The sequence below is a fragment of the Campylobacter concisus genome, from assembly GCF_002914195.1.
Classification (GTDB): domain Bacteria; phylum Campylobacterota; class Campylobacteria; order Campylobacterales; family Campylobacteraceae; genus Campylobacter_A; species Campylobacter_A concisus_M.
Map to the genome: position 1 here is coordinate 532,815 of NZ_PPAU01000090.1, position 25,784 is coordinate 558,598.

Consider the following 25,784-nt stretch of genomic DNA (forward strand, 5'->3'; position numbering starts at 1 on the left):
AAAATTAAAAGAGAAAAAATGGATTTTCAAAATATTCAAAAACAAATTTCGGTTCTAAAAGAAAGTTTGACAGCATTAGAACAAAATAGTGAACACGAGATCGGCTTGGCAGTTGGGGTTGTTGAGTTTAATAAAAATGCTGATGAACTTAAAAAAAAGCTTACAAATTTAAAAGGTGAAAGCGATTTTTTTAAAAGTGTATTCAATACAGAGGACTATTATGAAAATATTAGTACTTATTTGGAGCAGATAAAGAGAAGTTTAAATTATAAAATTGAGAAAAACGGTGTGAGCTTTAAGGCAAATGAAAATTTACAAGAAAGCTATGTTGCCATTTTAAATATAATAGAAATTTTAGTAGCAGAGTATCAAATACAAAACAAAAATAAAGCGAAAAATCTCTTTTCTAGGACAACAGATACTACTCAAATAAAATCACTACTTGCGGAGCTAAATACTCTACAAGAACGTATACATAATGTTTTGCATATTCATTCTAGGATAGTTTCAAATGTTATTTTGCAAAATTTTAAGATAATTTATACGTTCTTTTATAATTGTATTAAGGCAGCGAAACAACGCAAAGATGAACTTTTACTGGTGGAGATCGCGGGTATAACTGATAAGATAATAACTATGATAAAACCGGTCTTTAGTGCAAAAATTTTAAACACAAATGAGCTTATTTATCATTACTTGATCTTTGAACTAAAAGAACTAAAAGCTTGTGCGATAGGCGAGGAGCTAGTTTAAAATTTTATCAATTATCTCTTTTGTTCCATTTGGCAAAAGGATCTCTTTTAGAGCTTTACTGCTTTTGTTTAGATCAAAATTTTCTATCATTCTTATAGCTTCGTCTTTGTCTAAAATTTCTCCATTTTGCAAGCAAATTTCAGCAATGCCTTTATCTTTTAAAAAATTAGCGTTATAAAACTGATGATTGCCAGCAGCATAAGGAAATGGCACAAAGATAGATGGCAAAGCATTTGCACAAAGCTCCCAAAGCGAGCTAGCTCCTGCTCTTGATATGGCAAGGTCAGCCTTGCTCATCTTATTTTCTATCTCTTTACTAAATTCAAAAATTTCTAAATTCGTTTCATTAAAGCCAAGTTCATCATATTTTTTTTTAAGTTCATCAAAGCCGTTTTTACCACATTGATGAATGATCTTTATACCTTTTTCTTTAAGATATGGAGCTAAATTTATAGCTAGTTCATTTATCGCTTTTGCGCCTTGCGAGCCTCCTAAAAACAAAATAGTCTTTAGCTCCTCTCTCACTCTTGCACTATCGAAAAATTTCTTTGCCACAGGGTAAGGGTAGGGCGAAGCTTCATCATAAGAACTAAAAAAGCCTTTCGCGTAGGGCTTTAAAATTTTATTTAATTTGCCCATTACAGCATTTTGTTCGTGGATAAAAAGTGGTACTTTTGAGATAATGGCTGCAATAGCCGCTGGAGCTGCTGAATAGCCACCAACGCTAATGACTGCATTAACGCCATTTTCTTTAAAAATTTGCTTGCATTTTAGCGCTAGGCTTATGATATTTGTTAGTGATTTTAGCTTTGCAAGGCCTCTTTTATTTACGACGCCGCTACTTGGTAAGAAAAATTTTTGTAAAAAATTCTCGTCATTCTCAAACCAAAATTTATCTTGCCCACTAGTTGAACCAATAAAAATGGGCTTAATATCTCGTCTATTTAGCTCCTCACAAAAGCTCTTTGCAATCGCTAAATGCCCACCAGTGCCTCCACCGCAAATAATAATCATAATTTTGCCCTTTTACTAACCATCAAAACCATGCCGATACCGATACAAATCGCAAGCACGGAACTACCGCCGTAACTAAGAAATGGCACAGCAATACCCTTGATAGGCGTGATCGATGTGATGCCATAGCTATTCATTAAAAATGAAAACGATAAGATAAGCCCGACACCAAGCGTAAATAGATGATAGACCTTATTTTCGCTTCTAGCTGAAATTCTAAAAATTCTATAAAGTAGCGTTATAAATATAGCTACGATACACAAAATACCAAATACACCAACCTCTTCAGCGATACCAGCTAATACAAAGTCAGTATGGACCTCGCTTAAAAAGCCAAGCTTAAATATACCAGCACCAAGCCCTTCGCCAAAAAATTCGCCATGTTTTATGGCATTTAATGAGTGAGAAATTTGATATGGCTCTGGTGCATCAGCTACTCTTAATACATCTGCAACGCTGTCAGGCAAGAAAGAAAGTACCATATTTTGTATCGTGCCCCACCATGACTTTATACGTAAAATTCTATGTTCAGAGCTGATTATCGCTACTGTCATAACAAAAGCAGCTCCTAATATACCGATGCTAAAAAGTCTTGCGCTTGCTCCTGCAAAAAGTGCCATCGTCACAAATGTAAGTGCCAGCACGACCACTTGACCAAGGTCATTTTGCATAACAGCGATAAGAAAGATAGCAACACCAAAAAGAATAATATAAGGCATAAGTATCTTAATCTCATCTAGCAAGGTCCTTTTGCCTTCACTAAATTTTCTAGTAAAACTCCAAGCCAAGAAGTAGACAAAACCGATTTTAAAAAACTCAACTGGAGCTAGTGAAAAGCCAGGTAGCCTGATCCAACGCCTAGCACCACCAGCGTCAGTCACCATTGAAGCTGGCAATGCATGCATTAGCCCCATGGCGATACCGCAAGATATAAGAAGGCCAAACCCTATCCAAACAAGCGTTTTTTCAGGATTAAGTCTAGAGAGCCACCACATAATGAAAATTCCGATACAACCAACAATAAACTGGCGGATGAAAAAGTGAAACTCGTCGTAATTAAAAAATAAAACCGTAAAAACTGGCAAAGATAGTGAAAAAATAATGCTTATAGCGATCAAAGTCGAACAAAGGTAGAAAATGATCTTATCAACTGCCAAAATTTAACTCCAAGTTTAAAAAGTGCCAAAGTATAATAAAAAACGGCTTACAAAGATATTATTTGCTATAATTGCAAGCTTTAAGGAAGGGCATGAAGATAGGTATATTTGACTCAGGACTTGGCGGGCTGAGCGTCTTAAATGAAGCTTTAAGCAAGCTTAGTGAGTATGAATTTTTATATTACGCAGACGTTAAAAATGTCCCGTATGGACAAAAGAGCAGGGTTGAGATCTTAAAATTTAGCTTTGATGCGGTGAAATTTCTCATAGAAAATGGCGCAAACGCCGTTGTAGTGGCTTGCAACACGGCAACAAGCGTAGCGATAAAAGAGCTTAGAGCAAATTTAAATGTACCTATAATCGGCATGGAGCCAGCCGTAAAAAAGGCTCATGACTTAAGCCATGATGATGCCCTAAAAACGCTTGTCATAGCCACTCCGGTCACCGTAAATGGTGCAAAACTAAAAGAGCTGATCGCAAATTTACACGCAAAAGATAAAACTGAGCTACTTGCTCTACCGCGCCTTGTAAATTTTGCTGAAAATGGGGAATTTGATACCAAAAACGTAAAATCATATCTAAAAGAAGAGTTAGCTAAATTTGATCTAAGCAAATTTAGCTTTTTGGTGCTTGGCTGCACGCACTTTAACTATTTTAAAGATAGCCTAAGAGAAATTTTGCCGTCAAATATAAGCATAATTGATGGCAACGAAGGGACAATAAATCGCCTTATAAGTGAGATTGGACTAAAAATTTCTACTTTAGATCAAGCCCCAAAAGTTAGATTTTTCTATTCTGGTGATGAAGTATTCAGTAAATTTGAGCTAGATAAAATTTCAAGAAATTTAGCTAGATTAGAGAAGATGAGGGCGATTTGCTAGGTTAAATCTAACTAAATACCACAAATAAAAATTTTATAAAATACACTAAATTTTACATATTTTTATATGTATTTAGCCTTTTCTTTGCTTTATTATATAGACCACGCTTATTACTGCAACTATAGCTAAAAGAGAGATCGTGATTATTAAAAGTGTCTGTTTATCAGGATTTGAGCCTAAAAAATAGCCAACTCCAAGCAAAACAGCACACCAAATCCCAGCACCAAGCGTGGTAAATAGGCAAAATCTAAAAATATTCATCTTAGCAAGTCCGGCTGGTAGGCTTATGTATTGACGAATGCCAGGAATCAGACGTGAGTTAAATGTAGAAATTTCGCCGTGTTTATTGAAAAATGCCTCAAATTTATCCATTTTTTCGTGAGTGATTCCCACAAATTTGCCGTATTTTAAAACGATCTCACGCCCAAAAAAATAGCAAAGATAATAGTTAAAAATAGCTCCAAGCAGGCTTCCAAGCGTACCTGCAAGAAAGGCTAAAATTAAACTCATTTCACCTTTATGCGCCAAATAGCCGGCAGGTATCATTGCGACCTCGCTTGGAAATGGAAAAAATGAGCTTTCTAAAAACATCATCACAAATATGCCAGCATAACCCCAGTTACTCACGCTCGCAACTATAAAATCAATAACATCATGCAGCATTTAAATTCCTGAAAAATTTTAAAGTGAGCCATTTTAGCAAAGCATAGCTTAAGCTTTTTGACAAAAATAAAGAGAGTTTATAGCTTATTAAAACAAGATGAAAGTAGAAACAAAATAGGGCGAAAGCTCGCCCCATTTTTAAAATGCAGGTATAACTTCGCCTTTATAGCGAGTGATGATGAAATTTTTAGTATCAGGACTAAGCACTGCATCAATCAAAGCTTTGATCTTAGGGTTATTTTCGTTGCCAGCCTTTGTGACGATGATGTTAGCGTAAGGACTATTGGCGTCTTCAAGTAAAAGCGCGTCTTTTGCCACGCTCATGCCAAGATCAAGGACGAAATTTGTACTAATGGCAGCGATATCGACATCATCAAGCGTTCTTGGTATCTGAGCACCCTCAAGCTCTACAAACTGTAAATTTTTAGAATTTTTAGTTATGTCATTTATAGTTGCAACTTTTACGTTTTTATCGATCTCGATAAGACCAGCTTTTTCTAAAATTCTAAGTGCTCTATTACCATTTGATGGATCATAAGCGATCGCAACTTTTGCACCATCTTTTAACTCTTTTATGTTTTTTATCTTTTTAGAATAAAAGCCGAGTGGCTCGACGTGCACGTTTGCAACACTTACAAGATGTAAACCTCTAGCCTTGTTTTGCTCCTCAAGATATGGTAAATGCTGAAAGAAATTTGCATCTAAGCTGCCATCTTCTGTGGCGACATTTGGGATAGAGTAGTCTGAAATTTCAGAGATAACAAGGTCGTAGCCTTTATCTTTTAGCTTTGGCTTTACAAATTCTAAAATTTCAGCGTGTGGTACTGGCGAGACGCCGACTACAATAGTGTGGCCCTTGTCGGCCGCGTGAAGGCTTAGAGCAACTAAAGATGCGGTTAAAAGTTTGATAAATTTCATTGTTTTTCCTTTTTTATTTGGTTTAAGCGACGCTAAAAAGGTAAAAGCTTTTACGTCGCTTTTTATAAATTTAATTAAAACGCTGGGATGATAGCGCCGTTATACTTTGTCTCGATAAATTTTTTAACTTCTGATGAGTTTATTGCTTTATCAAGAGCCTTTATTTTAGGGCTATTTTCGTTACCAGACTTTACTACAACGTAGTTTACATACGGGCTATTTTTGCTTTCAAGTACAAGTGCGTCTTTTACCGGATTAAGATTAGCATTTAGAGCGTAATTTGTGTTGATAACTGCAATAGTAACGTCATCAAGCGTTCTTGGCACTTGAGCAGTCTCGATCTCTTCAAATTTAAGCTTTTTAGGGTTATCAACTATATCAAGCGGAGTTTTTAGTGGATTATCGTTTAGCTTAATAAGTCCAGCATTTGCAAGGATATCTAAAGCACGGCTTTCATTTGTCGGATCATTTGGGATAGATACGGTCGAACCATCTTTTAGATCTTTGATATCTTTTATCTTTTTAGAATAAACTCCCATTGGCTCAAGATGAACGCCAACTGTTTTTACAAGGTGAGTGCCTTTGTTTTTGTTAAATTCTTCAAGATATGGGATGTGCTGAAAGAAATTTGCGTCAAGGTCGCCGTCCTCTGTCGCAAGGTTTGGCGTGGTGTAGTCGTTAAATTCTTTGATCTCAAGCGTATAGCCATCTTTTGCCAAAATAGGCTTTACAACCTCTAAAATTTCAGCGTGTGGGATAGGTGTAGCACCAACGATTATTGTTTTTGATTTATCAGCTGCATTTGCACTTACACTAAGACCAATAGCAACTAAAGAAGTGAGAAGTAGTTTTTTCATTTATTATCCTTTTTTAAAATTTGCCAAGCACCAAAAAAGGATAAATTTAAGCTAGAGGGTTAAATTTCTTTTTAAGCGCTTAAGCTAGTTCTAAGCACTTAAAAAGAAATTTTGTGCTTAGAGATTAGTCTTTCGACAACGCGTTTTTTAATAGGCGGCACATGTGGCACATATCTGATTTCATCTTTTATCCTTTCAGCTAAAAATTAATTCGGGCAATTTTAAGGAAAAAAGCTTAAAATCAGATAAAAACAAAGGCCTATTTTTTAGAAATTTTATATAAGTAGTTACCTAGAACTTGAAAAATTTGAACCATAATGATAAGAATAACCACGGTGTAGAGCATGATATCTGGGCGAAATCTTTGATAACCATAGTTTATAGCGACAGATCCTAGTCCGCCACCGCCAACTGCTCCAGCCATCGCTGAAAAGCCGATATTTACGATAAGTGTTAGCGTAAATGCCGAGATGATACCAGGAAGTGCCTCTACAAACATCACTCTAAAGATGATCTGAAATTTCGAGCTTCCAAAGCTTTGAGCAGCTTCGATGATGCCTTTATCAACCTCTTTGAGAGCGTTTTCGATTAGTCTTGCTACAAACGGAGCCGCGCCAATAGTTAGCGGAACGATCGCAGCCGTAGTGCCGATACTTGTGCCTACGATAATTTTTGTGACAGGAAAGAGCACAATAATGAGGATAATAAATGGAAAACTTCTAAGCACGTTTATGATGATATCTAGCACAAAATAAAGTTGCTTGTTTGGCTTTAGACCATCTTTGTCTGAAAGAATGAGCAAAACCGCAGGTATGAGGCCTATGGCAAAGGCAAGTAGGGTGGAGACTATGCTCATATATAGCGTCTCGCCGATAGCTGGCAGCAATATCCTAGAAAAAACATCTGGAAATTTAGAAAAATCAATACCAAACATCAAGCAACCTCCCATAAAACGCCACTTTGCTTGATGTAGTTAAGTACGTTTTCTTTATCTTTTTCGTCTATGTTTATGACAAGTGAGCCAAGAACATTTTCGTTTAGCTTCTCAAGTTTGCCCCAGACTATGTTAAAGTCGATGTTTAGTCTTCTAGCCATGTGTGTAATCACGCTGTTTTGAGCCACTTCTTTTGGAAAAAATAGCCTGATATTTGTGCCAGTGCTTGGCAGAATTTCAATCTCGCCCAAAAATTCTTTCATCTTCTCATCTGGCTTTAAAAATAACTCTTCGATGCTTCCAGAGCCTATGATCTTGCCACCTTCTAGCAAGATCGCTCGTTTTGCGATAGATTTTACAACCTCCATCTCGTGCGTGACGATAACGACGCTGATGTCTAGCTCTTTGTTTATCTTTTCAAGCAGCTCTAAAATTTGATTCGTTGTATTTGGATCAAGAGCCGAAGTCGCCTCGTCGCTTAGTAAAATTTTAGGATTTAAAGCAAGCGCTCTAGCGATCGCCACACGCTGTTTTTGCCCGCCACTTAGCTCGCTTGGATAGCTTTTTGCCTTGCTTTCAAGACCGACTAAATTTAAAAGCTCTCTCACTCTTTTTTCGGTTTCATCGCTTTTATAGCCCCAAAATTTAAGCGGAGTAGCGACGTTTTCAAAGACATTTTTTCTAGCCATCAAGGCAAAATGCTGAAATATCATCCCAACATCCCGCCTTAAATGTCTCTGCTGCGTCTCATCTAAATTTTTTATCTCTTTATCAAAGACTTTTAAGCTGCCACCTTGATAGCTTTCAAGTCCATTTATGCACCTTAAAAGCGTTGATTTACCAGCTCCACTATGTCCCACGATAGCAAAAATTTCACCCTTTTTAACCTCTAAATTTATATCAAAAAGGATCTGCGTATCACCATAAAATTTACTTAAATTTTCTATCTTTATCACTATTTTTCTCCAAGAGCTTCTAGCTCTTCGCATACTTTTTTAAATTTAGCCTCAGCGCTCTCTAGCGCCTCTTTGTTTGTCTCTATGACCTCTTTTGGTGCATTTGCCACGAAATTTTGGTTATTTAGCATGCCTGAGAGCTTAGCTATCTCTTTTTCAAGCTTTGTCTTTTGAGACCTTAATCTTGTGATGATACCGCTCATATCAAGCCCTTCAAGCGGAACAAATGCCTCTAAATTTTCGCTCACGTCTCTGATAGAATTTTCTATTTTCTCATCTACAAAGCCTATCTCTTCGCATTTTGCAAGCAGTTTTATATACTCTTTAACCTCGTCGAGATCTATTTTTTCATTAAATTTAACAAAAGCTTTTGCGATCTTTGAGTTGCCAAGATCTATGGTCGCTTTTGCACGGCGAATCGCAACGATCGCTTCGATAACTAGCTCAAATTTCTTCTCAACCTCTAAATTTCGCTCTTTTATCTCTGGATAGCTCATCACCATTATTGATTTTGCGTTTTCAAGTTGTGTGCCACTAAGCTCTTGAAATAGATACTCCGAGAGAAACGGCATGAAAGGATTTAGCAGTTTCATCGCCTCTTTAAATATACTTCCAAGCTCTTTTACGCTCGCTTTATCCGCCTTGCTTAGCTCAATGCCCCAGTCGCAAAACTCATCCCAAAGGAATTTATAAAGTGTGTTTGCAGCGTCATTGAAGCGGTAAGCGTCGATGTTTTCGCGCACCTCTCTCACGCACTCGTTAAAGCGGCTATTCATATAAATTCCAAGCTTTGTTTGAAGTTTGATATCCTCTAAATTTTCAAATTTACTCTCATTTAGCATGAGATATTTGCTTGCGTTATAAAGCTTGTTGGTGAAATTTCTTACCTGCTTCATCTTGGCGTCGCTTAGCTTGATATCACGTCCTTGAACGGCTAAAAGCGTTAGCGTAAAGCGCAATATATCGGCACTATACTCATTTATGCTATCAAGTGGGTCGATGACGTTACCAAGACTCTTGCTCATCTTTCTGCCGAATTCATCCTTTACAAGCGCGTGCAAATAGATATCGTCAAACGGTAGCTTACCCAGGGCATTTTCACCCTGAAACATCATCCTAGCAACCCAGAAAAACAAGATATCAAAGCCAGTTATGAGAAGGTTGTTTGGGTAAAATTCGGCCAAATCGCCTTCAAACCATTTTTCATTTTTTAGCTCGTTATCATTGCCCCAGCCAAGCGTGCTAAATGGCCAAAGACCAGAGCTAAACCACGTATCTAGCACGTCTGGGTCTTGGTGGAAATTTTTACTTTTACACTTTTTGCACTCGTATGGCTCGTCCTCATCAGCCCACATATGACCACAATCATCGCAGTAAAATACTGGAATTTGATGTCCCCACCATAGCTGGCGTGAGATACACCAGTCTCTTAGCTCTCTCATCCACGCGTTAAAGCTGTTTATCCAGTGCGGTGGGTAAAATTTCGCTAAGCCTTCGCCGACCTTTGCGATCGCCTCGTCTGCGATCTCTTTTTTGACGAACCACTGCTTTGAGATGTATGGCTCGACGACATTTTTGCAGCGGTAGCAGTAACCTACTTGGTTTTCGTAGTCCTCTATCTTTTCAACATTGCCAAGTTTTTCAAGCTCGGCCACGACGATATCTCTAGCCTCAAGCCTCTCAAGACCTGCAAATTTATCGCACTTGTCGTTTAAAATACCCTTTTCATCAAAGACAGTGATAAACTCAAGATTGTGCCTTTTGCCAACCTCGTAGTCGTTTTGATCGTGTGCAGGCGTGACTTTAACAAGACCCGTTCCAAACTCCATATCGACATGCTCATCTGCGATGATCTCGATCTCTCTATTTATGATAGGCAGAACAACCTTTTTGCCAATTAAATTTTTATATCGTTCGTCGTTTGGATTTACCATTACGGCGGTGTCACCAAAGTAGGTCTCCGGGCGAGTTGTTGCAACAACAACAAATTCACTTGGCTTATCTGCAAAATAGTATCTTAAATGATAAAGCTTGCCTTTATTCTCTTTGTGCTCAACCTCGATGTCAGAAAGCGCGCCGTCGTGTGTACACCAGTTTATCATGTAGTTTTTCTGAACGATCAGTCCTTTGTCGTATAAATTTACAAAGGCTTTTTTTACAGCTCTTCTTAAGCCCTCATCCATAGTAAATCTCTGGCGAGACCAAGCCGGAGTGATGCCAAGCTTACGCATCTGATGCACGATCATGCCACCGCTTTTTTCCTTCCACTCCCACACTTTTTCTACAAATTTCTCGCGTCCAAGCTCCTCTTTTTTGATCCCTTGAGCTAAAAGCTGCTTTTCAACGACATTTTGAGTAGCGATACCAGCGTGGTCAAGTCCTGGCTGCCAAAGCGTCTTGTAGCCATCCATCCTCTTGTAGCGAGTCATGATATCTTGGAGTGTGAAGGTTAAGGCGTGTCCGATGTGAAGTGAGCCAGTCACGTTTGGAGGTGGCATCATAATGCAAAATTTACGTCCATCTTTTTGGATATCTTTGTTCGCGTCTATCTCGAAGTATCCGCGTTCTTCCCAAATTTTATAAAATTTATCTTCTATCTCTTTTGCATTGTAAAATTCTGCCACTTTTGTATCCTCTTTCGTTTAAAAAATGCTTAATGTTATCTAAAATTTGTTTAAAAAAATCTTTGCAAAAGTGGGAAAATATGGGCTTGGGGCGGTTAAACACCCCGAAATTTATATAGCTTATTTAACAGTAAAGCTTCGCTGAGCTAGGTCGTAGTCGTTTTGTCTTTCGTTATACATATTTTCAGTTGTGACCGCACCAAGCGAGCATTTACCGCCAAGTCTTACACGATAAGGCGTATAAAGCACAGCCTCTCTCTTATCACTATCTAATGTATAAAAACTTAAAACGCGATCATCTTTTATACTCTGATATTCAAGCTCAATGCTATCTTTAAGGCTCTTATTAAAACCACTTAAATTTTCATTTATCGGCTCAAAGCAGCTACTTACTATCTCGTTTATTACGCCATTTTTAACCATAGCTTTAGAATTTATCACTATCTTTGAATAGACAACATCATTTGCTCTTAGGCTATTTAAATCAATCTCTTTGCCTTTTTCATCGACAAACGTTCTATAAACATCAAGCTCTTTTGGCTCTATTTTATGTTTAATCTCAAGTGGCACATAAGCGTAGCTTAAAATAGTGGCATATAGCTTGTTTTTACCAAGTGGAGTGATGGTAAAATTTCCATCTTTTGCTGTAAATGATACGCTTAAAAGGCCGTCAAATTCTTTACTTGAACCGTTGTAGGCAAGCTTAAATTTATTGTTTTTCTCACCACTATCTTTGCCAAAGTAAGCATTTAGCGCTCTAAGAGCAAAAGCGCGCTCTTGTGTTGAGCTAAGCTCATTTAAATTTGTGATCAAGAAATTTGCAAGATCATCTGAGTAGTCGTTTTTCTCAAAATATTTTGCGTGCAGATACAAGATAAATGCATTGTCTCTCATCTTTGAGCCAAAGCTAGAATAATCCCTGCTGTAATCAGCTACCTGAGCTTTTTTGATATCTTTTAGCGCCACCTTTGCTTCGTCATTTAAGCCGTTTAGCTTTAGAGCTGCTGCCATTAGATATTTATTAAGTGCGGTCGTATTGTAAGCTTTGTGGTCATAAATTTTATTTAGCACCGATTTATCAGCAACATTTGCGCGGGAGCTTACATAGATAGCATATAGAGCTTCAATATCTGTGTTTGTATATTTTAAGAGCGAATTTAATGCTCTTTGCTTTACATTTTTATTTAGCTCATATCCAGCCTCTTCAAGATCAAGCAGCACATCAGTTGCATAGATCGAAGCAAATGCATTTGTACTACCTAGATCGCTCCAGTAGCCAAAGCTACCATCTGGTTTTTGCATCTTAATTAGCTCACTCATTCCGTTTACAATAAATCTCTTTTGATCATTTTTTTCAAGCTCATCTTTTGGCTTTAAATTTAAAAGCGCAAGCAGTCTAGAGCTCCTTTGCTCTGCACATCCGTAAGGGTACTCGACTAAATTTTTAGAAGCTGCTAATAGCACGCTTGAAACCGAGCTTGACGCATCTATACTAACATTGTGAAAGCCTTTTGGAAGCGAGATCATACTCTCTTTGTCAAAGACGCTACTTTTTGCATAGGTGCTTATCGTATAAGGATTAACTACATCAAGTAAATTTTGAGCTGTTTTTGAGCTGTTTTTGTCACTTATTGTTATATTGTATTCGCCAGCTCCAGCTTCAAGAGCTGAAATTTTAAATGTAAAGGCTTTATTTTCAAGCGGCTTTAAATTTATATTTTCTTTTGTTTTGATACTTAAATTTTTACTGCTAGCCACTTTTATGGTTAAATTTTTATCCTCATTTGTTGTATTTATGAGCCTTAAGTTTGCATTTAGCTCATCGCCTTTTAGCAGATAAACTAACGCACTTGGCTTAATAATCACATCATCTTTTACTAAAATTTCTTTATTTACCGCATTCATGCTATTTTCATTATTTGCCACGACATCTACTCTAATAGCAGAGTTAAAGCCATTTGGTGTTTTAAACTCGTATGAAATTTCACCATTATCGTCAGCTTGAAGACTTACTAAATTTGCATATGTTTTTATCTTTTTGCTATCGACTGGGCTAGCATGTTTTGCCATCTTTGCCTCCATGGCAAGTGCCGCCATATCGCCACCAAAGCTTAAAGTCTTGCCCTCGACTTTATAGTTTGTGAGCATATTATAAATGTCATAGTCAAAAACGCCATCTGGTAAAATCTTGTCAAAAAATTTAAGTGGATCAGCTGGCTTTTGTGACGTTATATCAAGCACACCAACATCTGTGATAAATAAATTTACATAAGCTTTTGGCTTTGTTTTTAGTGAAATTTTTATATTTTCATCGCTTTTTGCCGTATTTGGTGCATCAAGACTTAGATCAAGTATCCTTGATGACTTATCAGCCTTAGCATAAACCTTGCCGTAAGTTCTAAACGGAGTTAATCCCCCATCTGTCATGCGGTAGATATTTGCACTCACATAAAGTCCGCTAAAATCAAAGTCAAGTTTAAATTTCACATTTGCTGAGTTGTTTTTTATCTTAACAACCTTGTAGGCTTTCACGCCACCATCTTCAAGCGTAACGAGAGCGATACCTTCTTTTATAGCTGAGCTTATATCAGCACTTAGTTCATCGCCTTTTTTGTAGATATTTTTATTTAGTTTGATTTGAGATTTACTAAGCTCTTTTGTAGGCGCTAGAGTCGAGTAATTGTAGCCACTTACGTCCATATCAAGGCTTGTGCTTGCTCCACTTACTAGATTTGTAGCGATGATCACATATGAGCCACTTTGTGTAAATTTATAGCTAAACTCGCCATTGTCTTTATAAAAATTATCCACATCTTCTAGCGTTTGAAACCACTTTATATAGCCATTTGCATCTCTTTGGTATTGCCAAGTAACGCGTTTTATATCAAATTTTAAATTTGATTTTACGGCCTTTTGACTAGACATATCTACTACAACCGTTCTTATTTTTACATCTTCGTTTGGCTCAGCAAATGTCGTGCTTGCTGCGATACCGACCATATCTTTGTAAGGATAGAGCGTAAAGCTTTTTGTATCGCTTACATTTTTGCCATCATCATTTACATTAAAATTTATCACGCCTGTTATGATAGAAGAGGCATTTTTAGTGCTAAAGCTAAGATCTATCATTTGACTTGATTTACCATCTTTTGAAAGAGTGAGATCATTCTCAAAAGATGGATAAGCGCTTGGTTTTAGAGTATTGTTTTTAAATTTATAATCTTTAAACTCGCTATTTTTATATTCATCATCAAAAAAGCTAACCTGCATGCTGCCATCAAGCTCGCTAGCAGCGCCACCAAAGAGATAGTTACTAGCTAGATTTGCTCTAATAAGCTCATTTGCGAAAAATTTATCCCTCTCAAGCGTTATCTCATTTTTTATCCTATTTGGCATAAAACTCTCAACAAAAAATGGCACATTTGAGATCACTTTGCTTGCATAAATTACTTGCATATTAAATCTACCGCTTAGATCGCTTAGTATCTCTTTTTCAAAATTTACCATGCCAACGTCATTTGTATTTTTTGAAATTTCAGCACTACTTTTGCCTTGTGGATCGAAAAATTTTATCTTTATAGGCATATTTTTTAAAGGATTAAAATCTCTATCTCTTAGATAGATTGCACCCCTTAAACTCTCATTTGGTCTTATGATATTTGAAGCAAAATGAACATATGCATCGATACTCTCACTGGTATTTTGACTCATAAATTTCGCTTCATTTAGTGCTTCATCTTCTTTTAAAATAAGAAAATTTTGCTCTTTTCCAAGAGAGACAACCACTGAGGAGATATTTTTGTAAATATCTTTTTTGTTAAATTTAAAAACGCCTATATCATTTGTCGCACCAACTGCGATCTCTTCGTTTTTCTTGCCATAAATTTTTACATTTGCGTTTGGAAGCATTGTATTTTCGCCAAGACGATTTGCAAATACGAAAATTTCATCCTTGCCAAGCTTTGCATTTACGGCGATATCGCTTAGATAGACGACCTTTGAGACACTCTTATCTTTGCCGTAGTTTAAATTTATTTTATAAACGCCGTCTCCAGCTCCAGCAAAGTCGAGTTTGATTTTATTTAGTGAAATTTCATTTAATGCACCATCAAGCTTATAACTTTTGCTTGCCACTTTCGTGCTGAAGTTGCTTAACTCTTCGTTATTGTCATTAAAATTTAAGAAATATCTAAAATTTTGATCACTTAGCTTTTCAATGCTTACATTTAGCTCAGGCAAATTTGCACTTCTGATACCGATTTCACCGACACTTGAGATATATGGTTCATTATTTATAAAATTTGCAAACGGAGTGAAATTGCCAGCTACTACTTCATAGCTACTTTCTTCTCTTACTACATTTCTATCATCGCCAAAACCGGGCTTAATGGTGATTTCATAACTATTTTGTGGTTTAAAATCGTCACTTGTAATATCAATGTAGTAATAATATTCGCTAAGCTCTGAGTTTTCTTCGTAGTTGTCACTATATTTAACGTCACTAATGCTAAAGTTTTTTACACCTTTAATGTTTATAAATTTTTTTAAGTTAATGTCGTCATCAAGCCAATTTTTTAGATAAATTCTAAAGCCCAAGATGCCATTATCAAGGCTTACTGGATAAATTTCTGGTATCTCAAGACTCTTTGCATTATCATTTATATTTACGCTTTCTTCGCTTATTTCATCGGCAAAATTTACTATCGTTTCACCTGAAAGCGTTGCACCAAATTTGCTCTCAAATTTTTTACCAAAATCAAAAACTGGATTGCTTAAATTTTTATCAAGATTAAGCTCAAAACTATTGTTAGAAAGCTCAATTGCTTTAAATTTCGCATCTTTTACGGCAATATTTTTGATAGCTTCAATATTTACTTCATCATTAAATTTAACTATATATTTGCTATCACTTATTTTTTCTATTTTTGATAGCTCAAATTCTTTCGTGGCAAAACTAGCAGTGCTTCCATTTTCAAGCTTGCAGCTATAATCCAAACCAGCATGCATATCTTTTGTAAAAAGCAGCAAGCTTTGACTATTAAATCTAACCGTACCATTTAATGCTGGTTGGCACAAAAGTAGCTTTTTATCACTTAGCATACCAACAAAATTTTTATCGACTTTATCTTCTAGTCCAAACTCTACGCTTAGGGGCGATTTTATCTGCGCAGTGCCATTTAGGCTCAAAGCATATAAATTTGTCATTCCCAAAAGTGCTAGAAGTGCTACTTTTTGCCACATTTTATCTCCTTATTTTTATTGTTATTTCACTTTGATTTGAGTTTTGATCAAGGCATTTTATGCTGTGCTCGCCAAGAGTTAGATCAAACTTTTTTTCGCTTGCATTTTCTATCTTAGAAAAGTTCAAATCATCTATTTTTAGGTAAATTTCATCGCCTAAAAACGCGTAGCATTTTACCATAACTTGTGTAATATTTTCATCTGTCACTATCTCTTCATTGTCATACGGATAGGCAAAAACTGGCTTTTTATCTTTAAAAATTTCAGCGCAAGGACTTTTTTGTATCTCATCTTTATCCAAAAGCTCATTTTTAACCAAAAAATCGAGCTCTTCGCCCCTTAAACTTTCGCACTTATCCTTTAAATCTACACCCTTTATCCTATCATCAAACGCCATTTTTTTGCACTTTTCATAGTTAAAGGCATCAATGCAAGTTGGTAGCTTTTCTATGCCATCTGGTTCACTCATAAATCTTAACTTCTCTTTTTGAGCGATTATCTTAAACATATCAAAAAGGCTCTTTGATACGTCATTTAGTCCTGTTAGTTTATCAGTTTTACTGGCATTAAAATTTCCAATCCAAATAGCAATTGTGTAATTTTCATCAACGCCTATTGCGTAAAGATCACGTGAGTTTGCGCTTGTGCCAGTTTTAAAAGCGATCTTTGGCGTATTTTGGGCGTACTGCCAAGTATTTTTTAGATACGATCTTGAGGCTTCGCTTAGCATTTTAGCGGTTAAATAGGCACTTTGAGGCGAGATTAGAGTTACATTTTTCTCTTCATTTTTGTAGTTTTTGCCAGCAAACTCAAGTGGCCTATAAATACCGTCATTTGCATAAATAGTATAAAGATGAGCAAGATCAAGCAGGCTCATTTCAGCACTTCCAAGCGTTATAGAAGCCCCATAATACTCCTTATTTTCATCTACCAAATTTACCTTTTCGAGTAGCTCATAAAGCGAATTGTCTTTTAGCTTTAAGTTTAAATTTATAACTGGGATATTTAGGCTGAAATTTAGAGCATCTTTCGCGCTTACGATACCTAAAAAATCATTACTAAAATTCTTTGGAGCATACTCTTTTATATAAATTTGCGTATCAATTAACTGCGAATTTGGCGTTATAAGCCCACCATCAAGTGCTAGCGAATAAATAAAAGGCTTTAGCGTGCTGCCGGTGTTTCGCTTCATATTTAGAGCTGAGTTTTTGCCATCACGCGCGTGCTCATCATGAGAGCCTATGAAGGCAACAACGCTCATTTTTTTATTGTCAATGACCACGGCTGCTGCGTTGTTTGCATTTTTAGCCTTTAGCGAAAACATCGTATCTTTTAAAATTTTAAGCATATCTTTTTGCAAATTTAGATCCAAACTCGCCTTTGAAATTTGGTTTTTAAAAGCGACATTTGCATAATCTTCCGCGGTTACGATAGCTTTTGCTCTTACATTTTTAAATGGCTCTGCCTGCGCTCTTTTAAAGGCGCTAAGATCTATCAGCTTTGCTTTATAAAGCATTTTTATGACTCTGTTTTTTAGAGCATTTATGTTTGAAACGCGGTCTAGTCTATTTTTATTTGGATTTTTAGGGATCGTGCTTAAAAGTGCGGCCTGAGCGTAGCTAAGCTCGTTTAGCTCTTTGCCAAAGTAAAAGAAACTTGCCGCCTTTACACCCTCGATGTTGCCGCCATATGGGGCTAAATTTAGATAAAAATTTAAAATTTCATCCTTGCTAAAATGAAGCTCGAGCTGAAATGCTCTAAAAATTTCTCTTATCTTATTTTTATAGCTCCTATCACTTGGCTCAAGCATTCTTGCCACTTGCATCGTGATAGTGCTAGCGCCTATGCGGTTGTCGCTTCTTAGATTGTGGAAAAATGCTCTAAAAATGGAGGCAAAATTTACGCCAAAATGGTAGTAAAAGTATCTATCTTCAAAGAGAACTACGCATTGTTTTAGTGAGCTTGGGAAGCTTTGCTCGTGAAATCTCCAAATTCCATCGCTACTAAGCTTCATATTTATGATCTCGCCATTTTTATCAAGCAAAATTTTGGCTTCGTCTTTTTTAAGTGCATCTAAATTTAGTGGATAAATTTGATCCAATATCAAAAAAATAGCAACCAAAAGGGCCAAAAATAGGGCAAGAAATTTTAGAAATTTAAACTTTTTCATCGGCGTGATTATAGCTGTTAAAGTTTAAGTAGCTATAATTAGACCTTTTTAAAAAAGAGGAAGACATGCCCTTATCTAGGTTAAACAAAGAACAATACACCGCTGCAACTGCGCCATTTGGACATAATCTCATCATCGCTTCAGCTGGCACTGGCAAGACTAGCACCATAGTCGCTCGCATCGCTCATCTACTAAATTTAGGCGTAAAGCCTGAGAAAATTTTGCTTCTAACATTTACCAACAAAGCAGCCAGCGAGATGATAGAGCGCTTAAATAGATATTTTGATAAACAAATCACCTCCAAAATCACCGCAGGCACCTTCCACTCGGTCTCATTTTCGCTTTTAAAAAGCCTTGATAAAGGCGTCACACTAAAGCAGCCAAGCGAGCTAAAGACGCTTTTAAAAAGTCTTGTTGAGAGGCGTAAATTTTACCATTTAAGCGACGTCAAGCCTTACGGCGGGGCATATCTATACGACCTTTATTCGCTATTTCAAAACAGCGAGCAAGGCACAACATTTGGCAAGTGGATAAGCGAGAAAAGCGAAGAACAGGGCGTTTATGCTGAAATTTATGAAGACGTGCTAGAGGAGTTTGAGGCTGAAAAGGCTAAATTTTCTTACGCTGACTTTAACGACCTTCTCATAAAAATGCGCGACGAGCTAAAAAAGGGGGCAAATTTAGCTTATGATGAAATTTTGATCGACGAGTATCAAGATACAAACACGCTTCAAGGCAGCCTCATAGACGCATTTAAGACAAAGAGCCTCTTTTGTGTTGGCGATTTTGACCAGAGCATTTACGCATTTAACGGCGCAAATATCGAGATCATAGGCTCATTTAAAGATCGCTTCCCAAACGCAAATATCTACGCTTTAAATGTAAATTACCGCTCAAGTTCAAGCATACTAGCTCTCGCAAATAAGGTCATAAACAACAACCCAAGGCTTTATGAAAAGTACCTCACAGTTAGCCGAGAGGGAAATTTCAAGCCTCCAAGGCTGCTTGTCTATAACGAGCTTTTTGATCAGTATCAAAATATCGCCGATATCATCTCGTTTTCGCCATTTAATAGAGAAAATATCGCCATAATTTTTAGAAATAACTCATCAGCTGATGGCATCGAGGTCGCACTAAAAGAGCGAGGTATTGGCTCAAAGCGAAAGGGTGGGGTGAGCTTCTTTGAGAGCCGCGAGATCAAGGCACTCATCGACATCATGGGAATTTATGTCAATCCAAAAGATATAATGGCATTTATCCACATCTGCGAATACGCAAAGGGCGTTGGCAGCGCAGTTAGCAAAGAAATTTTTGACGCGTTACTGAAGCTTGGACATGGAAATTTGATAAAAGGGATAGTTGAGCCAGATGATAGCGTAAATATCTCATCAAATAAAAGGCGAAACTATCAGTTAGGCCTTTTTGACGACCTTGACGAATTTGCCGAGATTTCAAGGTTCTCTAAGCTTGGCTTTAGCGATAAATTTCTAGGTCATCCGATACTAAAACTACAAAAGCTAAGCGAGAGCGGGGCGCAGTTTTTATATGAAATTTACAACTTTTTAAGAGGCATGAGAAATATCTCAAAGCCAGCTACAATGATAAATGAGATAAAAACTAGCAAAATTTACTCACTAATCGTCGAAAACATCAGCACAAAAAGGGCAACTCTAAAAAACGGCAATGTTGATCTAGCACTCAAAGAAGAGGTCAAAGAGCATATAATGGCAAAGAGCGTGGTGCTAAGCGAGCTAGCTAAAAAGTATCAAGACATCAGTAAATTTTATAACTTCTTAGCCCTTGGAAGCAACGAGATGAGCGAAGGGCAGGGCGTTAGCTTACTTAGCGTGCATGCGAGCAAGGGGCTTGAGTTTGACCAAGTCTTTATCGTCGATCTCGCGCAAAACCGCTTTCCAAATTTAAAGTTAATGAGCATGGGCGGTAGCTTAGAAGAAGAAAGACGGCTCTTTTACGTAGCAGTAACCAGAGCAAAAGATGAGCTATATCTAAGTTATGCAAAATACGACAAGATAAAGAAGGTGAATTATCAGCCAAGTAGGTTTTTGATAGAGGCTGGCATGGCAAAAGAGGAAGTTTAAAGAGAATTTTAATCTTATTAAGTAAAATTGACTAATTTTTTACAAAGAGAAGCGATGAAAAAATCTAAAATTTTAATAATCCTGCTTATTTTAGGCGTCGGTGGATATTTTATCTATGATAATTTTTTTAAGATAAAAGATGAAAAGGTGGAATTTATCACCAAAAAGGCAAAGAAAGGTTCATTTAGTAAAAAAGTCGATGCGACTGGAGAAATTTTCGCTACCGAACTAGTTGATGTGGGTGCGCAGGTGAGCGGCCAGATAAAAAAGCTATACGTTAAGCTTGGAGATCAGGTAAAAAAAGGTGATATGATCGCAAGTATCGATAGCTCGACACAGCAAAATAGCATCGATAATAAAGAGGCACAGCTTGCTATCTACAAAGCCCAGCTAGAAAGCGCAAAAGTGGCTCTAAATATCTCTAAAACGCAGTTTGATAGAGAAAATGCACTTTTTGCCAAAAACGCCACTTCAAAACAAGAATTTGAAAGCGCAAAAAATACTTATAGCGCAAATAGTGCCAAGATAAAGGAGCTCGAGGCTCAGATCAAGCAGACAAATATCGAGCTAAGTACTGCTAAGATAAATTTAGGCTACACAAAGATCACCGCCCCAAGAGATGGCATAATAGTAAGCGTGCAGGTTGAAGAGGGACAGACTGTAAATGCCAACCAAACTACACCAACTATCGTAAAGATCGCAGATCTTAGCTATGTCAAGATGAAGATGCAAATAGCCGAGGGCGACATCACAAAGATAAAAGTCGGCACGCCAGTTGAATACTCGATCCTATCTGAGCCAACGAAAAAATTTCAAACAACGGTTAGCTCAATCGACCCTGGCTTGACGACATTAAGCGATGGTAGCTACGGCTCTAGCAGTAGTAGCAAATCTACAAGTTCAAGCACTTCAAGCAACTCAGCTGTTTATTATTACGCTCAAAGCATAGTTGAAAATAAAGATAAAATTTTAAGAATAGGCATGACCACACAAAATGAGCTTTTAATAGCAAATGTAAAGGACACTATCATCGTACCAAGCATCGGCATCAAAAGAGATGAAAACGGAACATTTGTCTATGTTCTAAAAGACGGCAAAGCGGTAAAAACAGCGGTCAAAACTGGCATAAAAGATAACCTCGATACGCAAATAATTAGTGGCGTAAATGAGGGTGATGAGATCATCACATCACAAGGCTCAGCAAGCGAAATAGCCAAGATGATCGAAAAAGAAAATAAGAAGTTTTAAGTGATAAGTCTAAAAAATATCACAAAAAGCTTTAAGCTAGGCGATAATGAGATAGAAATTCTTCATGGCATAAATTTAGAGATAAAAAAGGGCGAATTTATAGCCATTATTGGTCAGTCTGGCTCTGGCAAATCAACGCTTATGAATATCCTTGGCTGCTTAGATAGTCCAAGTGGCGGGCAGTACCTGCTGGATGGCAAAAATATATCAAAATTTGATAGCGATGCACTTGCTAAGCTTAGGCGAGATAAATTTGGCTTTATCTTTCAAAGATATAACCTTCTTAGCACAATGAACGCCCTTGAAAACGTCGCACTTCCTAGCATCTACGCAGGTGCAAACAAGAGCGAGCGAGAGAAAAGAGGGATGGAGATCTTAGACTCTCTTGGTCTTAGCGAAAAGGCTAAAAATTTACCGAATAAACTCTCAGGCGGACAACAACAAAGGGTCTCCATAGCAAGGGCGCTGATGAATGGTGGCGAGATTATCTTGGCTGATGAGCCAACTGGTGCGCTTGATAGCAAAAGTGGTCTTAGAGTGATGGAAATTTTAGTGGATCTTTACAAAAAAGGCCACACTATCATCATCGTCACGCACGACCCAAAGATCGCCGAGTATGCTAGTCGTGTGATCGAGATAAAAGATGGCAACATCGTAAGTGATAATATAAAAAATAGTGAAATTTACGAGGCCACAAAGCAGAACCAGCCAGAAAAAAGTAAATTTACCTACTATAAAGATCAGCTCATAGAGAGCTTTAAAATGTCGATAAGTGCGATGCTAGCTCACAAACTAAGATCGCTTCTTACTATGCTTGGTATTATCATTGGCATCACGGCGGTCATTAGCGTCGTAGCTCTTGGCAAAGGCTCACAGGAGCAAATTTTAGCTGGCATCAGAAAGATCGGCACAAATACAATCGACATAATGCCAGGAAAAGGCTTTGGCGATATGCTCTCAGGCAGAGTAAAAACGCTCTCTATAAGTGACGCAAATATGCTCTCAAAGCAGTCGTTTCTTGACTCAGTCACTCCAAATACAAGTACTTCAGGCGTACTAACGTATGAAAATATCTCCTTAACAGCGACACTAAAAGGTGGTGGAGTAGGGAGCTTTGACGTAAATGGACTAAAGCTAGAAAAGGGAAGAATTTACGATGAGGACGAGGTTTTAAACTCAGATTCTGTCACATTAATAGATCAAAATACCAAAAACAGTATATTTAAAAACGAAGACCCTATCGGTAAGATCATACTTTTTAATAAAAAGCCACTTCGCATTATAGGCGTTTTGCAAAAAGATGAGTTTAAAATCGGCGATGCTAGCTCACTTAAAATTTATGCTCCATATACGACTGTAATAAACAAAATAACGGGCGATAAATTTATTAGCTCAATAACCGTAAAAGTAAATGAAAGCGTAAATGCTCAAATCGCAGAAAAGAGCCTAACTGATCTTTTAACGATAAAACACGGCAAAAAGGACTTCTTTACAAGAAATTCTGATAGCATCAAGCAAACTATCGAAGAGACGATCTCGACGATGCGCCTTCTAATATCAAGTATCGCCGTAGTTTCGCTAGTAGTTGGTGGCATAGGCGTGATGAATATCATGCTAGTTTCAGTTACAGAGCGCACCAAAGAGATAGGCATCAAAATGGCGATCGGAGCCAGACAGAGCAACATCTTGCAGCAGTTTTTGATAGAGGCAGTGCTACTTTGCTTAATTGGTGGAGCTATCGGCATAGCCTTTTCCTACGCTATTGGCTACATCTTTAACAACTTTTTAGATGGTTTTAGCATGATCTTTTCAAACGGCTCGATCGTACTTGCACTTGTTACGTCGATGGCCATTGGCATCATCTTTGGCTACATGCCTGCCAAAAATGCCTCAAAACTAAATCCAATAGATGCGCTTTCAAGGGAGTAATATGAAATTTCTAAGCTTAGCTTTAGTGTTTGTTTTAAGCGGCTGCGCTGTTAAAAATATAGATGAAAACTACAAACAAATTTTACTTGAAGATAACGCCAGCCAAGAGCTAAATTTAAACACTTCTTGGTGGAAAGAGTATCACCAAAGCTACCTTGATGAGCTTGTAGAGCTTGCGCTTAAAAACAACACCGACCTTGCAAAAGCAGCGATAAATGTAAATAAAGCGCTCGCTCAAGCTGGTATTTTGGAAGCAAATTTAATCCCAACCTTTAACGCTGGCATTGAGGTATCAAGCAACAAAAATATAAAAGAGGGCGGCGCTTCTAGTAGAAGCTTTGGCTCAAGCATAGGGCTTAGCTACGAGCTTGATCTTTGGCAAAAGCTTGCAAATAGCAAAGATGCAGCGATGTTTGAAGCAGATGCTACTAAATTTGATCTGGAAGCTAGCAAACTAAGCGTGATAAACTCCGTAACAGACGTTTATTTTCAAATTTTATATCTAAACGAGAGCATCAAAACTTATGAGCAAATTTTAGAAATTTATAATGAGCTAAATAAGATAGTTGGGCTTAAATTTGAGCTTGGCAAAGAGGAGGCGCTAAGCCTAAAACAGATAAACTCACAGCTTTTAAACGCTCAAAATAAGATAGAAAATGCCAAAAAAGAGCTGGTCGTAGCCAAGAAAATGCTTAGGATTTTACTAAATGAGAGGCCAGAATTTGAGCTTAGATTTGAAGGCCTCACGCTAAGTCCCGTTAAAAGAGCGGGCGTTGATCTAAATGTTCCAACAAGCGCCATAGCAAACCGACCTGATCTAAGAGCGGCCATTTTCCGCATAGAAGAGGACATCCTAAACTACAAAGCGAGCCAAAAGGAGTTTTATCCAAGCATCACGCTAGGAGCTAGCCTCAAAAGCAGCTCAAACACAAAAGAGGGCGCATTTAGCCTTAAATTTCTAAATGGCAACATCGCTTTAAATTTACCGTTTTTAAACTACTCTAAGCTAAAGTCAAATTTAAAGGTTAGGGAGGCAAATTTTGAGCTTGCAAAACTAAACTACATAAGCACTCTAAATAGCGCGCTAAACGAGATAGATGTATTTTACAAAGGCTACCTAAACGACGAGGCGCTGCTTGCTAACTACCAAGAACAGATAAAAAACTACGAGGAAATTTCAAAAATTTACGAGCTAAAATACTCTTATGGTAAGGTTGAGTTAAAGCAGTTTTTAGAATCCAAAAATAGCGAGTTAGAAGCCAAAATAGGGCTACTAAAGGCAAAATATACGCTTTTACAAGACGAGCTAAATATCTACAAAGCCATGGCTGGTAAATTTAATAGGTAAATTTATAAGCTTTGTTTAGAGCTATGAGACTAACGAGAGTAGCGCAGATAAGACTAAAACAAACAAAAAAGAGTTGTGGAATTTCTATCATTTATGAGAAGATATGCTAGAAATTTTAGACTCACCAATCCTTATACTAAAAAATACACACTAAATGTCCGCATACTTTTCTATAGCTAAATTTAAAAAATAGGGTAGCTAAATTTTCTACCACAATTATTTTTGAAAATTGTAAAAATTTTAACTGATTTTTTACAAATGTTTTTACATTAAATTTAATGGATAAATTAAAATCATACAAAAGATAAAATCCAAAATAAGCCTATAAATCAATATTTAAATTCATCTAAAAGAAAAAATAAAAAAATTAAAATAACAATTTGAAAATTATAGTTTTCAATACAAATATATAAAAAAGCTTGTATTTTACCTTTTAACATATTCATATAAGTATTATGCTTTTAAAATTATCTTTTTAAAATGAAAGTCATATTTGATTTTTCGAAAACTTACACACATTTAAAAGTAAGTTTTCGTTTTATAAGATTATGGATTTTAAGCCAAAAGCTCTTTTGCGATCATACTTATGCGTTTTGCTTCAGCACTTGCTCCGATCTCATCTTTTGCCATTTTCATTACAGCGCCTAAATTTCTACCAACTCCTTCAATAATCTTTTTTATTTTTTCTTTAAGCTCTTCATCACTTAGTTGTACTGGCAAATATGCCTTAATGAGCTCAATCTCGCCCTGCTCTTTTTTAGCCAAATCCTCTCTAGCGCCTTTTATATAAAGCTCAACCGAGTCAGCCCTCTTTTTGATCTCCTTTTGAAGCAGTGGAAGTACCACTTCATCAGTCATTTCGATCCTTTGATCGACTTCGACCTGCTTAAGTGCTGCATTTAGCGTTCTTAAAGTATCTCTTTTAAACTCATCTTTTGCCTTCATAGCCTCTTTTATATCAGCTAAAATTTGCTCTCTTATACTCATTTCCT

17 protein-coding genes are annotated in these 25,784 nt (G+C 37.0%); 6 read left to right on the forward strand and 11 right to left on the reverse strand.

Features of this window, described 5'->3' with window-relative positions:
- Window positions 1–18 precede the first annotated feature (18 nt).
- The gene (locus CYP28_RS04950) at window positions 19–753 is read left to right on the forward strand and encodes a hypothetical protein (RefSeq protein ID WP_021091403.1); all 735 of its coding nucleotides are present in this window, start codon (window positions 19–21) and stop codon (window positions 751–753) included.
- On the opposite strand, the gene murG is transcribed toward CYP28_RS04950, so the two are convergent.
- Complete coding sequence (gene murG, locus CYP28_RS04955) at window positions 745–1,767, reverse strand: undecaprenyldiphospho-muramoylpentapeptide beta-N-acetylglucosaminyltransferase (RefSeq protein ID WP_103593304.1); 1,023 nt, start codon at window positions 1,765–1,767, stop codon at window positions 745–747. The two genes, CYP28_RS04950 and murG, sit on opposite strands and share 9 nt — an antisense overlap.
- On the reverse strand, window positions 1,764–2,924 hold the full coding sequence (locus CYP28_RS04960; RefSeq protein WP_021091312.1) for an FtsW/RodA/SpoVE family cell cycle protein: 1,161 nt from the start codon (window positions 2,922–2,924) through the stop codon (window positions 1,764–1,766). Before CYP28_RS04960 ends, murG begins: the two co-directional genes overlap by 4 nt.
- A gap of 92 nt (window positions 2,925–3,016) precedes the next feature.
- Here CYP28_RS04960 and murI point away from each other — a divergent pair, with 92 nt between their 5' ends.
- On the forward strand, window positions 3,017–3,805 hold the full coding sequence (murI, locus tag CYP28_RS04965; RefSeq protein ID WP_103593305.1) for a glutamate racemase: 789 nt from the start codon (window positions 3,017–3,019) through the stop codon (window positions 3,803–3,805).
- Between the two features lie 72 nt (window positions 3,806–3,877).
- On the opposite strand, the gene CYP28_RS04970 is transcribed toward murI, so the two are convergent.
- From CYP28_RS04970 to pbpC, 8 genes are all read right to left on the reverse strand, one after another.
- Window positions 3,878–4,468, reverse strand: coding sequence for a DedA family protein (locus tag CYP28_RS04970; RefSeq protein WP_103593306.1), 591 nt, complete (start codon window positions 4,466–4,468; stop codon window positions 3,878–3,880).
- A 138-nt stretch (window positions 4,469–4,606) separates the two neighbouring features.
- A complete protein-coding gene (locus CYP28_RS04975) occupies window positions 4,607–5,386 on the reverse strand; it encodes a MetQ/NlpA family ABC transporter substrate-binding protein (protein ID WP_103593307.1) in 780 nt (259 codons plus the stop codon).
- A gap of 74 nt (window positions 5,387–5,460) precedes the next feature.
- Entirely contained in the window at window positions 5,461–6,243 is a 783-nt protein-coding gene (locus CYP28_RS04980) for a MetQ/NlpA family ABC transporter substrate-binding protein (RefSeq protein ID WP_103593308.1), read from the reverse strand.
- A 259-nt stretch (window positions 6,244–6,502) separates the two neighbouring features.
- The gene (locus tag CYP28_RS04985; RefSeq protein WP_103593309.1) at window positions 6,503–7,177 is read right to left on the reverse strand and encodes a methionine ABC transporter permease; all 675 of its coding nucleotides are present in this window, start codon (window positions 7,175–7,177) and stop codon (window positions 6,503–6,505) included.
- On the reverse strand, window positions 7,177–8,133 hold the full coding sequence (locus tag CYP28_RS04990) for a methionine ABC transporter ATP-binding protein (protein WP_103593310.1): 957 nt from the start codon (window positions 8,131–8,133) through the stop codon (window positions 7,177–7,179). The genes CYP28_RS04985 and CYP28_RS04990 overlap by 1 nt, the downstream gene beginning before the upstream one ends.
- Window positions 8,133–10,757: a valine--tRNA ligase gene (locus CYP28_RS04995; protein WP_103593311.1), complete on the reverse strand. Its 2,625-nt coding sequence runs from the start codon at window positions 10,755–10,757 to the stop codon at window positions 8,133–8,135. Before CYP28_RS04995 ends, CYP28_RS04990 begins: the two co-directional genes overlap by 1 nt.
- Before the next feature lie 120 nt (window positions 10,758–10,877).
- The gene (locus tag CYP28_RS05000; RefSeq protein ID WP_103593312.1) at window positions 10,878–15,998 is read right to left on the reverse strand and encodes an alpha-2-macroglobulin family protein; all 5,121 of its coding nucleotides are present in this window, start codon (window positions 15,996–15,998) and stop codon (window positions 10,878–10,880) included.
- Between the two features lies 1 nt (window position 15,999).
- Window positions 16,000–18,168: a penicillin-binding protein 1C gene (gene pbpC / locus CYP28_RS05005; RefSeq protein ID WP_103593313.1), complete on the reverse strand. Its 2,169-nt coding sequence runs from the start codon at window positions 18,166–18,168 to the stop codon at window positions 16,000–16,002.
- 65 nt (window positions 18,169–18,233) lie between these two features.
- Between pbpC and CYP28_RS05010 the strand changes: the two genes are divergently transcribed.
- From CYP28_RS05010 to CYP28_RS05025, 4 genes are read left to right on the forward strand one after another with little or no spacing between them, the layout of a single operon-like run.
- Window positions 18,234–20,267: an ATP-dependent helicase gene (locus CYP28_RS05010; RefSeq protein ID WP_103593314.1), complete on the forward strand. Its 2,034-nt coding sequence runs from the start codon at window positions 18,234–18,236 to the stop codon at window positions 20,265–20,267.
- 54 nt (window positions 20,268–20,321) lie between these two features.
- Window positions 20,322–21,515: an efflux RND transporter periplasmic adaptor subunit gene (locus CYP28_RS05015; RefSeq protein ID WP_103593315.1), complete on the forward strand. Its 1,194-nt coding sequence runs from the start codon at window positions 20,322–20,324 to the stop codon at window positions 21,513–21,515.
- Complete coding sequence (locus CYP28_RS05020) at window positions 21,516–23,444, forward strand: MacB family efflux pump subunit (RefSeq protein WP_103593316.1); 1,929 nt, start codon at window positions 21,516–21,518, stop codon at window positions 23,442–23,444.
- A gap of 1 nt (window position 23,445) precedes the next feature.
- A complete protein-coding gene (locus CYP28_RS05025; protein WP_103593317.1) occupies window positions 23,446–24,792 on the forward strand; it encodes a TolC family protein in 1,347 nt (448 codons plus the stop codon).
- A 555-nt stretch (window positions 24,793–25,347) separates the two neighbouring features.
- Here the strand turns inward: CYP28_RS05025 and CYP28_RS05030 are convergent.
- Entirely contained in the window at window positions 25,348–25,779 is a 432-nt protein-coding gene (locus CYP28_RS05030; protein ID WP_103593318.1) for a GatB/YqeY domain-containing protein, read from the reverse strand.
- Window positions 25,780–25,784: the final 5 nt, after the last annotated feature.